This window comes from Solibacillus isronensis (assembly GCF_023715405.1).
In the GTDB taxonomy this organism is placed as follows: Bacteria; Bacillota; Bacilli; order Bacillales_A; family Planococcaceae; genus Solibacillus; species Solibacillus isronensis_B.
In genome coordinates, this window is the sequence record NZ_JAMBOC010000001.1 from 381,923 (window position 1) to 395,759 (window position 13,837).

General features: G+C 39.1%; 17 protein-coding genes. 14 read left to right on the forward strand and 3 right to left on the reverse strand.

The genetic code is table 11. The annotated features are described in order from the left end of the window. The first annotated feature begins 10 nt into the window (after window positions 1-10). The 4 genes from M3166_RS01810 (at window position 11) to M3166_RS01825 (ending at window position 2,513) form a co-directional block, all read left to right on the forward strand. Window positions 11-928 carry an alpha/beta fold hydrolase gene (locus M3166_RS01810; RefSeq protein WP_251686791.1) on the forward strand — a complete coding sequence of 306 codons (918 nt, stop codon included), beginning with the start codon at window positions 11-13 and terminating at the stop codon, window positions 926-928. Continuing rightward, entirely contained in the window at window positions 921-1,829 is a 909-nt protein-coding gene (gene miaA, locus M3166_RS01815; protein WP_251686793.1) for a tRNA (adenosine(37)-N6)-dimethylallyltransferase MiaA, read from the forward strand. The genes M3166_RS01810 and miaA overlap by 8 nt, the downstream gene beginning before the upstream one ends. 77 nt (window positions 1,830-1,906) lie before the next feature. Continuing rightward, on the forward strand, window positions 1,907-2,131 hold the full coding sequence (gene hfq / locus M3166_RS01820; protein ID WP_079527893.1) for an RNA chaperone Hfq: 225 nt from the start codon (window positions 1,907-1,909) through the stop codon (window positions 2,129-2,131). Window positions 2,132-2,210: 79 nt separating this feature from the next. Beyond that, window positions 2,211-2,513 carry a rhodanese-like domain-containing protein gene (locus M3166_RS01825; RefSeq protein WP_014823385.1) on the forward strand — a complete coding sequence of 101 codons (303 nt, stop codon included), beginning with the start codon at window positions 2,211-2,213 and terminating at the stop codon, window positions 2,511-2,513. A 50-nt stretch (window positions 2,514-2,563) separates the two neighbouring features. Here M3166_RS01825 and M3166_RS01830 read toward each other — a convergent pair whose 3' ends face one another. Next, the gene (locus M3166_RS01830) at window positions 2,564-3,172 is read right to left on the reverse strand and encodes a trimeric intracellular cation channel family protein (RefSeq protein WP_008407591.1); all 609 of its coding nucleotides are present in this window, start codon (window positions 3,170-3,172) and stop codon (window positions 2,564-2,566) included. 117 nt (window positions 3,173-3,289) lie between these two features. Here M3166_RS01830 and M3166_RS01835 point away from each other — a divergent pair, with 117 nt between their 5' ends. From M3166_RS01835 to glnA, 3 genes are all read left to right on the forward strand, one after another. Beyond that, window positions 3,290-4,537: an aminotransferase class I/II-fold pyridoxal phosphate-dependent enzyme gene (locus M3166_RS01835; protein ID WP_251686795.1), complete on the forward strand. Its 1,248-nt coding sequence runs from the start codon at window positions 3,290-3,292 to the stop codon at window positions 4,535-4,537. A 162-nt stretch (window positions 4,538-4,699) separates the two neighbouring features. Further along, complete coding sequence (locus M3166_RS01840; protein WP_008407589.1) at window positions 4,700-5,080, forward strand: MerR family transcriptional regulator; 381 nt, start codon at window positions 4,700-4,702, stop codon at window positions 5,078-5,080. A 62-nt stretch (window positions 5,081-5,142) separates the two neighbouring features. Then, on the forward strand, window positions 5,143-6,477 hold the full coding sequence (glnA, locus tag M3166_RS01845; protein ID WP_251686797.1) for a type I glutamate--ammonia ligase: 1,335 nt from the start codon (window positions 5,143-5,145) through the stop codon (window positions 6,475-6,477). Window positions 6,478-6,598: 121 nt separating this feature from the next. On the opposite strand, the gene M3166_RS01850 is transcribed toward glnA, so the two are convergent. After that, entirely contained in the window at window positions 6,599-7,144 is a 546-nt protein-coding gene (locus tag M3166_RS01850; protein WP_251686799.1) for a gamma-type small acid-soluble spore protein, read from the reverse strand. A gap of 256 nt (window positions 7,145-7,400) precedes the next feature. Here M3166_RS01850 and M3166_RS01855 point away from each other — a divergent pair, with 256 nt between their 5' ends. The 3 genes from M3166_RS01855 to M3166_RS01865 all read left to right on the forward strand — a co-directional run bounded on the left by M3166_RS01855 (window position 7,401) and on the right by M3166_RS01865 (window position 9,544). Beyond that, entirely contained in the window at window positions 7,401-8,108 is a 708-nt protein-coding gene (locus M3166_RS01855) for a DNA alkylation repair protein (protein WP_251686801.1), read from the forward strand. Between the two features lie 79 nt (window positions 8,109-8,187). Beyond that, window positions 8,188-8,733: a 5' nucleotidase, NT5C type gene (locus tag M3166_RS01860; RefSeq protein ID WP_251686803.1), complete on the forward strand. Its 546-nt coding sequence runs from the start codon at window positions 8,188-8,190 to the stop codon at window positions 8,731-8,733. Window positions 8,734-8,848: 115 nt separating this feature from the next. Continuing rightward, a complete protein-coding gene (locus M3166_RS01865) occupies window positions 8,849-9,544 on the forward strand; it encodes a gamma-glutamyl-gamma-aminobutyrate hydrolase family protein (protein ID WP_251686805.1) in 696 nt (231 codons plus the stop codon). An 83-nt stretch (window positions 9,545-9,627) separates the two neighbouring features. Here the strand turns inward: M3166_RS01865 and lexA are convergent, their stop codons facing one another. Next, window positions 9,628-10,251, reverse strand: a complete 624-nt coding sequence (lexA, locus tag M3166_RS01870; protein WP_079527874.1) for a transcriptional repressor LexA — start codon at window positions 10,249-10,251, stop codon at window positions 9,628-9,630. Between the two features lie 160 nt (window positions 10,252-10,411). Between lexA and yneA the strand changes: the two genes are divergently transcribed. The 4 genes from yneA (at window position 10,412) to tkt (ending at window position 13,837) form a co-directional block, all read left to right on the forward strand. Next, window positions 10,412-10,759, forward strand: coding sequence for a cell division suppressor protein YneA (gene yneA / locus M3166_RS01875; RefSeq protein ID WP_251686807.1), 348 nt, complete (start codon window positions 10,412-10,414; stop codon window positions 10,757-10,759). Beyond that, on the forward strand, window positions 10,746-11,402 hold the full coding sequence (locus M3166_RS01880; RefSeq protein ID WP_251686809.1) for a YneB family resolvase-like protein: 657 nt from the start codon (window positions 10,746-10,748) through the stop codon (window positions 11,400-11,402). The genes yneA and M3166_RS01880 overlap by 14 nt, the downstream gene beginning before the upstream one ends. A gap of 64 nt (window positions 11,403-11,466) precedes the next feature. Then, window positions 11,467-11,703: a DUF896 domain-containing protein gene (locus M3166_RS01885; protein WP_079527868.1), complete on the forward strand. Its 237-nt coding sequence runs from the start codon at window positions 11,467-11,469 to the stop codon at window positions 11,701-11,703. Between the two features lie 139 nt (window positions 11,704-11,842). Continuing rightward, the gene (gene tkt / locus M3166_RS01890; protein ID WP_251686810.1) at window positions 11,843-13,837 is read left to right on the forward strand and encodes a transketolase; all 1,995 of its coding nucleotides are present in this window, start codon (window positions 11,843-11,845) and stop codon (window positions 13,835-13,837) included.

Here is a 13,837-nt window from a genome sequence, read left to right on the forward strand (position 1 = left end):
GGATGGTTTTATGGAACAACGGTCATTTTTTGTCACAATGTCAGACGGGCATGATATTTTCGTCCGTACTTATGCACCGAGTAAGAAGCGTATTGGACATATTCATATTTTACACGGGATGTCGGAACATAGTGGGCGTTATGAAAATTTTGCAGAAAAGCTATGTGATGAAGGGTATTTTGTAACAGCACATGATCATCGCGGCCATGGTTATACAGCGCAAAAAAACGGCATGTTCGGCTATTTCGGACCTGAAAAAGGTTTTGAACTTGTTGTTGATGATGTTGTAGAAGTGCTTTCCTTTTTAAAGAAAGAAACAACGGAACTGCCTATTTTATTCGGCCACAGTATGGGGTCGTTCATAGCACGCCGCTTTATTCAACAGCATAGCGATAAAATTGAACGGCTGATTTTATCGGGATCGGGATCACCGACATTGCTTCATAAGGCAGGGCATATTATCGCGAAGCAGCTGGTAAAGCTGCAGGGAGCACAAATCCAAAGTGATCTCATGAATGATCTTAGTTTTAGCAGTTTTAACCGAAAAATTAAAGATGCAAAAACAAATTTTGACTGGCTTACTACCGATGAAGAAGAAGTGCAAAAATATATCGATGATCCATTTTGCGGTGTGATTCCGACGAATCAATTTTTCGTTGATTTAACAGGAGGCATGCTTAAGATGGAGGATGAATATGCAAATGCGCGCATCCGCTCTGATTTAAAAATACTCGTTGTAAACGGGACATATGATCCGATCGCCGGACCTGAAGCAGAAGGAGCGTTTCGAGTAGGGAAACTGCTTGCACGTGCCGGTGTGGAACATGTGAAGGTGCATATATTTGAAAGGATGCGTCATGAAATTCTAAATGAAAAAAAGAAAGAACAAGTAAGAGAAATAATTGTACGGTGGTTAAAAGATGAATAATAAAATCGATGTCGTGGCCATTATCGGTCCTACAGCATCAGGAAAAACAGCGCTAAGTGTCCGCTTGGCAAAAGAGATTGACGGCGAAATAATAAACGGAGATTCCATGCAGATCTATCGTCATATGGATATTGGAACGGCCAAAATTACAGAAGCCGAAATGGAAGGTGTTCCGCATCATTTGCTCGACATTAAAGAACCGACGGAAGGGTTTTCGGTTGCGGAATATCAGCAGCTTGTTCGCGGGAAAATTGAAGAGATTCATGCGCGAGGTAAAATGCCGATTATTGTTGGCGGAACGGGGCTATATGTACAATCTGTCTTGTATGATTTTCAATTTGCCAAACAGGAAGTTGATGAAGCAGCACGCGAAAACTATTATAAAGAACTTGAAGTTTTAGGTCCTGAAGCGATGCATGCAAAACTTGTGCAAATGGACCCCGCAGCTGCAGCGTCGATTCATCCGAATAATACAAGACGTGTTATTCGGGCACTGGAAATGGCAGAACTTGCAGGGGTTTCTCGAGCGGAAGAGCAATTCAATCGAGGGGATATTCCGCTATATAACCACTTAATCATCGGGTTGGATATGGACCGTGAAAAGTTATATGAAAGAATTAATTTACGTGTGGATTTGATGGTGGAAGCAGGTCTTGTTGAAGAAGTTAGGGCGCTATACGATGCTGGGATACGTGATGTTCAGGCGATTAAAGCAATCGGCTATAAAGAATTGTATGCCCATTTCGATGGACTGGTTTCACTTGATGAAGCAGTGGAACAGATTAAACAAAATTCCAGACGCTATGCAAAACGCCAGCTTACCTATTTCCGAAACAAAATGGATATTGCGTGGATCGGAAATGATTGGAGTAAAATAAAAAGTTTATTTGAAAATCATTAAAATTAAAGGGAAACTTTGTCCGAATAACGAATAGGTAACTATTGCATGTATTTTATGGTAAGGGAGATTGAACGACGATGAAATCGATTAATTTGCAAGATACTTTTTTAAACAATTTACGTAAAAATAATGTTTTTGTAACGGTATTTTTGTTAAATGGCTTCCAATTAAAAGGACTTATAAAATCATATGATAATTTTACCGTATTATTGGAGTCGGAAGGAAAACAGCAGCTTATTTACAAGCATGCAATTTCTACTTTTGTACCGTCAAAAAATGTAGCTTTATCGGAAGAAGAGTAACAACACAGCCAAACTTGTAGCGAATTTTGGTCTGATTGATTATAATGACTAAGATGCTATAAGTATTGGAGGATTTTTGATGAAAACGATGACAACAGATGAACTGATCAACTTACTCGATGCAAATGAAGATTTAAATGTAATCGATGTTCGTGAAGATTTTGAAGTGGAACACGGAATGATTCCAGGTGCTGTACATATTCCACTTGGCTCAATCCCTGAACGTACTAATGAACTGGATAATTCAAAATCCTATATCGTCGTATGTAAAGGCGGCGTACGCAGTGCTAATGCATGCGAATATCTGGCAGAGCAAGGTTTTGATGTAACGAATTTAGATGGCGGAATGATGGCCTATGATGGAGAATTAGAATTTAAATAATTTCCAAAAGAAAGGGAGTGCCGATTGATTCGGCACTCCCTTTAGTTATCCTACTTTGTATAATAAATTTTCTTTGATGGGAGGCTCCAGCCTTTAGTGTATGAACATATCCGCAGGACAGTAATGGAAACAAATAAAAAGTATAAAAACAAATCCCCCTTAAAAATTTCAAGGCCGATTAAGAAACCTGCACTGGCCGCCCAAACGGCATAAATTTCGTGACGCAGTATAATGGGTCTTCTACCGGCAAGCAAGTCCCGAACCACCCCACCGCCTGCACCTGTTAAAACGGCAGCTACAATTACTGCTACAATCGGTAACTCCAGGTGGACAGCATGCATTGCACCTTGAATGGCAAAGGCGGATAATCCGATTGCGTCGGTAACGTATCCCCATCGACTCCACTGTTTAAATAAATGATGCGGAATTAAAAAGAACACCGTAATCGCAAGAAGCGCGAATTGAAACATAAGCTCCTGGTTCCATAATGTCGAAACCGGCAGACCGATTAATATATTACGGATAGCCCCGCCGCCAAAAGCTGTAACGATACCTAATATGTACACCCCAAATAAATCATACTCTTCTTCCATTGCCACAATTGCCCCGGAAATGGCAAAGGCAACCGTTCCGATCAAACTAAATACATCCCACGCCATAAACATCTCTCCCTTAATGTCCTTTCGACCATGACGATAGCAGTTTTTCAAACATTCGTCAAAACTATTTTTTTTCATGTATAATGGATACAGTTTGAACAGAATGGAGTAGTAAAAATGGCATTTCAATCAATATTAACAGCTGAAACATTAACGCTTGCAGCAAAAGTGGAAGAAAAAGTCCGCACTTATCATCAGGAAGTGGATGAACGTGCGTTTTATAATCAGCAAAAGGTGCTGGCAGCTTTTCGAGAAAATCAAGTAAGCGACTTTCATTTGCATCCTTCAACAGGGTATGGCTATGATGATGAAGGCCGTGATAATTTAGAGCGTGTATATGCGCAAACTTTCGGGTCAGAGGCAGCTATCGTACGTCCTCAAATCATTTCAGGTACACATGCAATCACATTAAGTTTATTCGGTGTATTACGTCCTGGTGATGAATTGCTCTATATTACAGGTAAGCCTTATGACACACTTCAGTCAATCGTTGACGGGGGCGAAAAGGATACAGGTTCCCTGAAGGACTATAAAATTGGCTATTCCCATGTAGATTTAATCGATAATAAGGAAATTGATTGGGAAGGTGTAAAACAGGCAGTAAACGGAAATACGAAAATGATTGCAATTCAGCGGTCAAAAGGCTATGCGACGCGCCCATCATTTACGATTGAACAAATTGCTGAAATGGTTGAAAAAATACGGGTAATTGCACCAAACACCGTTATTTTTGTTGATAACTGTTACGGTGAATTTGTAGAGTTGCTTGAGCCGACAGAAGTTGGTGTTGACTTAATGGCCGGTTCATTAATCAAAAATCCGGGTGGGGGCTTTGCAAAAATTGGCGGATATATTGCAGGTCGCGCGGATTTAGTGGAAAAATGTGCATATCGTATGACGTCACCGGGAATCGGTGCGGAGGCAGGGGCTTCATTAAATACGTTAGCAGATTTTTATCAGGGCTTCTTCATGGCACCGCATATTGTTGCACAAAGTTTAAAAGGTGCAATTTTTACATCGGCTATGCTTGAAGAAATCGGTATGACGACATCCCCGCATTACACGGATGTTCGCACAGATCTCATTCAGTCAGTCTCTTTCCAAACGGCTGAACAAATGGTGGCATTCTGTCGTGAAATTCAAGCTGCTTCACCTATTAACGCTCACTTTGCGCCGGAGCCTGCCTATATGCCTGGTTATGAGGATGATGTTATTATGGCGGCAGGTACATTTGTTCAAGGATCAAGTATTGAATTAACAGCAGACGGTCCGATTCGCCCTCCCTACACCGCATTTATCCAAGGCGGTTTAACATATGAACATGTAAAATATGCCATTTGTTCTGCTGTCCAAAAACTAAAATAGTTTCTAGAAATCGTCCATTTATTGGACGATTTTTGTTGTGCATAAAATTCGCTTTATTCTGTCAACTATTTGCTCATTTACATAAGTTATGTGAGTTTTTCTGACATACATTTGACATTGTAAATAACAAGTCGTAATATAGCGATAAGGGAGGTGAATTAAATGAGTAGTGAAATTCGACGTTCAATGCCACTATTATCGATAAGTATCGTCATGCAACTAACGGATCTGACAGCAAGACAAATCCGTTATTATGAAGAGCATGATTTAATTCAGCCGCACCGGACAGAAGGAAATCGACGGATGTTTTCTTTAAATGATGTCGATACTTTACTTGAAATCAAAGATATGCTTGAGCAGGGTATTAATATGGCAGGTATCAAAAAAGTGTTTGCTTTGAAAAATGATCCGGCCGCCCAACAAGCGAGCAAAGAAATTTCAGATTCGGACTTACGAAAAATTTTACGTGAAGAAATGCGCCAAGCACAGCGCATGCAAAAAACATCTATTCGACAAGGGGATTTATCACGCTTTTACCAATAGTGTGTAAATTATAAAAGATCGAGTAAAATCGGTACTGAACAAATTTAGGAGTGTGGAATTTAGTGGGCAAATATACAAAAGACGATATTAAACGTCTAGTAGAAGAACAGCAAGTAAAATTCATTCGTTTACAGTTTACAGATATTTTAGGAACAATTAAAAACGTAGAAATTCCTGTAAGCCAACTAGATAAAGCATTGGACAATAAAATGATGTTTGATGGTTCATCAATCGAAGGTTTTGTGCGTATTGAAGAATCAGATATGTACTTATATCCTGATTATGATTCATTTATGATTTTCCCATGGACTGCTGAAAAAGGGAAAGTAGCACGTTTCATCTGTGATATTTACAATCCGAACGGTACACCATTTGCAGGAGATCCACGTAACAACCTGAAACGTGTATTAAAGGAAATGGAAGAGCTAGGATTCACAGATTTCAACTTAGGGCCAGAACCGGAATTTTTCTTATTTAAACTGGATGCAAAAGGCGAGCCAAGCTTGGAAGTTAATGACCACGGGGGTTATTTCGACTTAGCACCGACAGATTTAGGTGAAAACTGCCGTCGTGATATCGTATTAGAACTAGAAGAAATGGGCTTTGAAATTGAAGCATCTCACCATGAGGTTGCACCGGGACAACATGAAATTGACTTTAAATATGCGGATGCAATTACAGCTTGCGACAATATCCAAACATTTAAATTAGTTGTTAAAACAATTGCACGTAAACACGGTTTACACGCAACATTCATGCCAAAACCTTTATTCGGTGAAGCCGGATCAGGAATGCACTTCAATGTTTCGTTATTTAAAGGAAAAGAAAACGCCTTTTTTGATGAGTCTACTGAATTAGGTCTTTCTGAAACAGCGATGCAATTCATGGCAGGCGTACTTAATCATGTTCAAGGCTTTACTGCAATTACAAACCCGACAGTAAACTCTTATAAACGTTTAGTACCAGGTTATGAAGCACCTTGTTACGTAGCATGGTCTGCACAAAATCGTTCACCTTTAATTCGTATTCCTTCTTCTCGCGGAGTTTCAACACGTGTAGAAGTTCGTTCGGTCGATCCATCAGCTAACCCATATTTGGCGATGGCAGTAATTTTAGAGGCTGGTCTGGAAGGGATTCGTAAAAAATCAACGCCACCACCAGCAATTAACCGCAACATTTATGTAATGAGCGAAGAAGAGCGTAAAGCAAACGGCATTGATAACCTGCCTGCAGCTTTAGACGACGCTTTAAACTTACTTGCAAAAGATGAAGTTGTTCAACGAGCATTAGGCAACCACATCTATGCTAACTTTAAAGAAGCTAAAGAAATCGAATTCGACATGTACCGTTCTACTGTCCATCAGTGGGAACGCGACCAATATATGAAGATGTACTAAGAGAAAGCGCTGGAGTTAAAATTCCAGCGTTTTTTTTATATGTATACATATTATTTAAAATTATAACCAATATAATTTTGAACTAAAAAACCGGCAATAAAAATTGCCGGTTCAATATTTTTTATTTATTGCCGTTTTGGAATTTGTTCTTACCAAATTGACCCGATGCTTGTTGTTTTTTAGCTTCGGCCTGCTGGTTTTGCTGTTTCACTTGGTTAACATCTGTTTCCATGCCAAACTCAGCGCTCATTGAAGAAAGCTTCTTCTGTAAACCGCTGTTTGCGAACAAACCGGAAGATTGTTGCTTTTTGGCTTCGGCCTGCTGGTTTTGCTGTTTTACTTGGTTAACATCTGTTTCCATGCCAAATTCGGCGTTCATGGAAGAGAAGTTTTTCTGTAAACCATTATTCGCGAACAATCCAGAAGTTTGTTGCTTTTTGGCTTCAGCTTGCTGGTTTTGCTGCTTCACTTGGTTTACGTTAGTTTCCATCCCGAATTCAGCATTCAAGGAACTTGATTGCTTTTGTAAACCGCTGTTTGCAAACAAACCGGAAGATTGTTGCTTTTTAGCTTCAGCTTTTTGGTTTTGCTGTTTTACTTGATTAACGTCCGTTTCCATACCGAATTCGACGTTTTTATTATTGATGTTGTTTTTATTTTTTGACATCAATATCACCTCCTGAGATTATTCTGTTCAGAGGTTGTTTTATTATTCGGTTAAATAATTTGCCAATTTTTTTATTAAAGTACAGGGCAACAATAAAAGGACACTGAAGCTTGAGTGTATGTCGCCGTATATATCCCGTAAATACTGTTTTAAATGAAATATTTACCAGCAAGCTTATTGAGAAGAACGCTAGGTATGTTTGCGATTAAATCATATAATAGTATAAGACAAAAATAATAATAAAAAGGAGGAAATTATGAAACTCGATACAATGATGCAAGAGTTAGAAGCACTTGGGAAAGAGCGTACAAAAAAGATTTATATGTCCAATGGGGCTAAGGAGCCGTTGTTCGGTGTAACGATTGGCTCGATGAAACCGTTTGTAAAACAAATAAAAATAGACCAGGAACTGGCCGAACAGCTCTATGCTACAGGCAACTATGATGCTATGTATTTCGCAGGAATTATTGCGGATCCGAATGCAATGACTGAGGAAGATTATGACCGCTGGATGGAACAGGCCTATTTCTATATGATTTCGGATTATGTTGTGGCAGTAACTCTGGCGGAATCTGATATTGCGCAAGAAGTAAGCGATAAGTGGATTGCCAGTGGTAAGGATCTGAAAATGTCGGCAGGGTGGCATTGCTACTGCTGGCTTCTCGGCAATCGTAAAGATGAGGAATTTTCAAAGGAAAAGTTAATGGACATGCTCGAGTATGTAAAACAAAATATCCGTCAAGCACCGCAGCGCACACAGGTGGCGATGAACAATTTTGTCATGACAGTCGGTGTTTCATTTAAACCTTTACATGATGAGGCAGTGCAAATTGCAAATGAGATCGGACCAATTGAAACGAAACGGGAAGGGAAAAAACCGGGTTTGCTTCATGCTTATGAGGAAATTGAAAAACAGGTGGAAAAAGGGCGAATCGGTTTTAAACGTAAATATGTACGTTGTTAATTGTAAAGAGTTATACCTTGTTTTTTCACAATACAATTGTATAAACTAAAATTATGGGAATTTCAAGGAGGCTTATTACATGAAAAAAAGTATTGCTATCGATATGGACCAGGTACTAGCTGATTTTTATTCGAAATTACGTGTGACATATAACGAAAATTTCGGAACAAATTTTACAGATGAAGAGTTTCTTCTGACGACACAGCGCGATTTGCCTCGAGAAGATGCGAAGAAATTATTTGCAATATTAAATGAGCCTGACTATTTCAGAGATTTAAAAGTACTGGATGAAGATGCGATTAAAGTCATTCAAGAGTTGCAGGAACATTATGAAATTTTTATTGCGACAGCTGCAATGGATGTACCGGGTTCATTTACAGCGAAATACGACTGGTTAATGGAGCATTTACCCTTTATTAAAACACAGAACATTGTGTTTTGCGGAAATAAAGCGGTAATACATACCGATTATTTAATTGATGACAGCCCACGCCAACTCGCAGCATTCAAAGGGACAGGTATATTGTATTCGATGCCGTACAATCGATCAGAAGAAGGTTTCATGCGTGTTCATAACTGGAAAGAAATTAAACAGTATTTTATAAAACAAATGGAAAGTGTTTAATAAGTAAAGGGTTGCGATTCTGCAATCCTTTTTTATTTTTGTAGTCATTTCGTATAACGCAATAGTATAATTTAAATTATTGGAATTATCTATAAATTATAAGGGGATAAAAAGAATGAAACCGATTATTGGATTAACAATGTATGATTTTGACAAGAAGTTGGATATTAATAACACGTATTTAATTTCAATTGAACAAGCGGGAGGTATACCGATTTGTATACCGAATGCTACAGAAGAAAACGTAAATGAGTTATTAGATCTAATTGATGGCCTCGTATTAATTGGTGGAGCGGATATAGATCCATTGTTGTTTAATGAAGAACCGCACCGTCATATCGGAAGTGTTGTACGGAAACGTGATGACAGCGATCTTTTATTGATGAATGAAGCCTATAAAAGACAAATGCCTGTTCTCGGTATTTGCCGCGGACAACAGATTATGAATGTCGCATTCGGGGGGAAGATAATTCAGGATATACCATCACAAGTAGCGAACACAATTTTACATAAACAGCCTTCAAAGCGAGGGGAACTGGCACATACCGTTGAAGTAAAGACACCTAAATTTAAAGAGATTTTTAAAGAAGACTCATTCCGTGTAAATACATTTCATCATCAATCGGTTGGAAAGCTGGGGAAAGGGCTCGTTGTTTCGGCACTTGCTAAGGACGGCATCATTGAAGGGATTGAACATGAATCGCATCCATATTGTGTCGCGGTGCAATGGCATCCGGAAGAATTGGCTCCGAACGGTGATGTTTATGCACAGCGCTTATTTAATAGTTTTGTAGAAGCATGCAATAAATAACGAAAGGCTTAGTCGTTCGCGGCTGAGCTTTTTATTTTGTAAATAAAAAACTTGCCGATTCTATTAGAATGGCAAGTTGATGATTAATGGATATTTCGATAGAGGCCGACCACTTTACCTAAAATAGAAACTTGGTTGACAATGATTGGCTCCATTGAGCTATTTTCAGGCTGTAAACGGAAATGGGTTTTTTCTTTGTAAAAGCGCTTAACAGTTGCTTCATCGTCTTCCGTCATTGCTACGACAATCTCTCCATTGTTCGCAGTAGACGTTTTTTTAACGATCACATAATCCCCATTTAAAATCCCGGCTTCAATCATGGATTCTCCCATAATCTCAAGCATAAATAATTCCTCTTCCGGTGAGCCGTAAGCATCCGGCAACGGGAAATATTCCTGGATATCCTCGATTGCAGAAATAGGCAGACCAGCTGTAACTTTACCGATCAGCGGAACATGAATGACACCTTGTTTTGCGATATTCATCTCTTCCTGATCCAATATTTCAATGGCACGCGGCTTTGTAGGATCACGGCGGATAAGCCCTTTACTTTCTAAACGAGCTAAATGCCCGTGGACAGTTGAACTGGAAGCTAAACCTACTGCTTCTCCAATTTCGCGAACTGATGGCGGATAGCCTTTAGCACGAACTTCCTCTTTTATAAAAGTTAGAATAGCTTGCTGCCGCTTTGAAATTTTTTGTGTCAACTAACTCACCTCTTTATCATGCTATTTTTCTTAAAGTAAGTATAGCAGTATGCGAACATGAATGCAAACATAAGTTCGAAAAAACGGTTGACAAAAACATACGTTCGTATTATTATGAGAACAAACATTCCGAACATACATTCGAAAGAGGGTTTTTCAAATGAAAAGAGTTAAATTAAATGGCTTCACATCAATGTTTCTACTATTCTCTGTACTTATGATTGCTTTATTCATGATGCAGGATGATAAAATTGAATTATACGAACACGTAAGCATAGAGCATGGCGATACTTTATGGTCGTTGGCAGAACAATATCGTGGTAAAATGGCTAAGCATGATTGGATCAATGAAGTAAAAAAGGAAAACGGAATGCTGGATGAAAAAGTTGTTTTTGGACAAGTATTGGTTGTGCCTGTAGAAAAAGATTCACAATACATAGCTCAGCTGAATGAATCCTCCGATATGCAATTGATTAAAGTAGCGAGAGGGAACAATGATAAAAACTAAAGCAGTAATCTATTGCCGTGTCAGTACGGATAAAAATACACAAGAAACATCGCTAGTGCGTCAGCAGGAGGAGCTGACAAAATACGCAAAATCATTCGGCTATAAAGATGTGGAGATTTTCATGGACCAGCATAGTGGATATGATGTCGATCGAGACGGATTACTCGACATGCTTGACTACATGAAAGAGTACGGTATTAAAGCATTATTTGTACAGGATGAAACCCGTTTAGGGCGAGGGAATGCCCGTATGGCAGTGCTGCACCTCCTGCAAAAATATGAAGCGACAGTATATACATTGAATGATGCAGGTCCTGTCGTATTAAACGAAATGGATACAATGCTGCTCGAAATTTTAGCGATTGTCGAAGAGTATCAGCGCCGTATGCATAATGCAAAAATCCGCCGGGGAATGCGCCGCGCTGTAGAAAATGGCTACCAGCCGCAAAATAATTTAAAAAACCGCGGTAATATTGAAGGGCGTGAACGAAAAGAAGTGCCTGTCGAAGAAATTGTTCAACTGCGTCAGAAAGGCTTAACCTTTGCAGAAATTGCTACGACTTTGTCTGGCTTGGGCATTTCTATCAGTAAAGCGACCGTACATAGAAGATATATTGAATATATGGAGCGACTTGAAGAGTAAACACTTGTTTTCAAGTCGTTTTTTTTATACCTTTGTAGTAGGTAGGAAGAAAGGTGAGATTCAAATGTTATCAAAAGAAAAATTAGCTCGCATTAACGAGCTTTCTAAATTAGCGAGAGAAGGTAAATTGACGGAAGAGCAGGCGAAGGAACGTACAGCGCTGCGCAAAGAATATTTAGATACTTTCCGTACTACAATGCGTGATACAATCGAGCATGTAAAAGTAATTGATGAAGAAGGCAATGATGTGACACCTGAAAAATTAAAACAAATTAAATCACAGAAGAAATTCTTAAACTAATAACATTTCATTAATATGTCACATTTAATATAAAGTATGACATATTTTATAGGACGTTTTTAGAAATTATTGTTTTCTTGTGAAAATTTGTCTACACTATAAAATGTATAAATATCGTACGAGGAAAGGATGTCACATAATGACACAACAGATGGATCAGTTAGCAATTAACGCAATCCGTACACTATCAATCGACGCAATTGAAAAAGCAAATTCAGGTCACCCAGGTTTACCAATGGGTGCTGCACCTATGGCCTATACATTGTGGACGAAGCATTTACGCCATAACCCTCAAAATCCTAATTGGTATAACCGCGACCGTTTTGTATTATCAGCTGGACATGGATCCATGCTTTTATATAGTTTATTGCATCTAGGTGGCTACGGTTTAGAGTTGGAAGAAATCAAAAACTTCCGTCAATGGAATTCAAAAACACCGGGACATCCTGAATATGGTCATACAGTTGGTGTAGAAGCGACAACTGGTCCATTAGGACAAGGTATTGCAATGTCAGTAGGTATGGCTATGGCTGAACGTCACTTGTCAGCAACATACAACAAGCCAGGTAAAGACATTGTAGACCACTATACATTTGCACTATGCGGTGACGGTGATTTAATGGAAGGTGTTGCTGCAGAAGCAATTTCTCTTGCAGGTCACTTAAAATTGGATAAATTAATTGTACTATATGATTCAAATGATATTTCACTTGATGGTGATTTAGAAAAGTCATTCTCGGAAAACATCCAAAAACGTTTCGAATCATACGGCTGGAACTATTTAAAAGTTGCAGACGGTACAGATATCGTGGAAATTAATTCAGCTATTGAAAAAGCGAAACAAAATACTGGCGGCCCAACTGTAATCGAAGTGAAAACTGTTATCGGTTTTGGTTCTCCTAACAAATCTGGTAAAGCAGATTCACATGGTGCGCCACTAGGATTTGATGAAGTTACTTTAACAAAAGCTGCATACGCTTGGGAACATGAGCCATTCTTCGTTCCAACTGAAGTATATGATACATTTAAAGCAGCTAGCGAAGTACAAGGTGTACAAGCAGAAGCAGCATGGAATGAATTATTCGAAAGCTACAAAAACGAATATCCAGAACTGGCTGCACAATTTGTAAACGCAATGGAAAACAAATTACCGGAGAACTTTGCATCTGAGTTACCTGTATATGAAGCAGGTACTGCAGTAGCTACTCGTTCATCATCTGGTGATGCAATCAATGCAATTGCAAAAACAACACCATCATTCTTCGGTGGTTCTGCTGACTTGGCAGGATCAAACAAGACAACTATTAAAGGCGCTGGCGATTTCTTTGCAGAAACTCCGGAAGGCCGTAACATTTGGTTTGGTGTTCGTGAATTTGCAATGGGCGCTGCACTGAACGGTATGGCATTACATGGCGGTTTAAACGTATTTGGCGGTACTTTCTTTGTATTCTCTGACTATGTACGTCCAGCAATTCGTTTATCTGCATTAATGGGATTACCTGTAACATATGTGTTTACACATGACTCAATTGCAGTAGGGGAAGATGGTCCTACACATGAGCCAGTTGAGCATTTAGCATCATTACGTGCAATGCCGAATCTTTCTGTTATCCGTCCTGCAGATGCAAATGAATCTGTAGCTGCATGGAAATTAGCTGTAGAGAGCAAATCAACGCCAACTGTATTAGTATTATCTCGTCAAAACTTGCCGGTATTGGATCTTGCGACAGAGACAGTATACGATGGTGTTGAAAAAGGTGCTTATGTCGTTTCAGCTTCATCTAAAGAAACACCGGATGCCCTGTTAATTGCAACAGGTTCTGAAGTTGGCTTGGCAGTAGAAGCTAAAAAGGCACTACTTGCAGAAGGAATTGATGCATCTGTTGTATCAATGCCATCAATGGACCGCTTTGAAAAACAGTCCAAGGAATACAAAGAATCTGTATTACCAAAAGCTGTGACGAAGCGTTTAGCAATTGAAATGGGTGCATCACTTGGCTGGCATAAATATGTTGGCTTTGAAGGCGATGTATTGGCAATCGATAAATTTGGTGCATCGGCTCCAGAGAAAATTGTGTTAAAAGAATACGGCTTCACAGTAGAAAATGTAGTTGCGAAAGTAAAAGCACTTTAA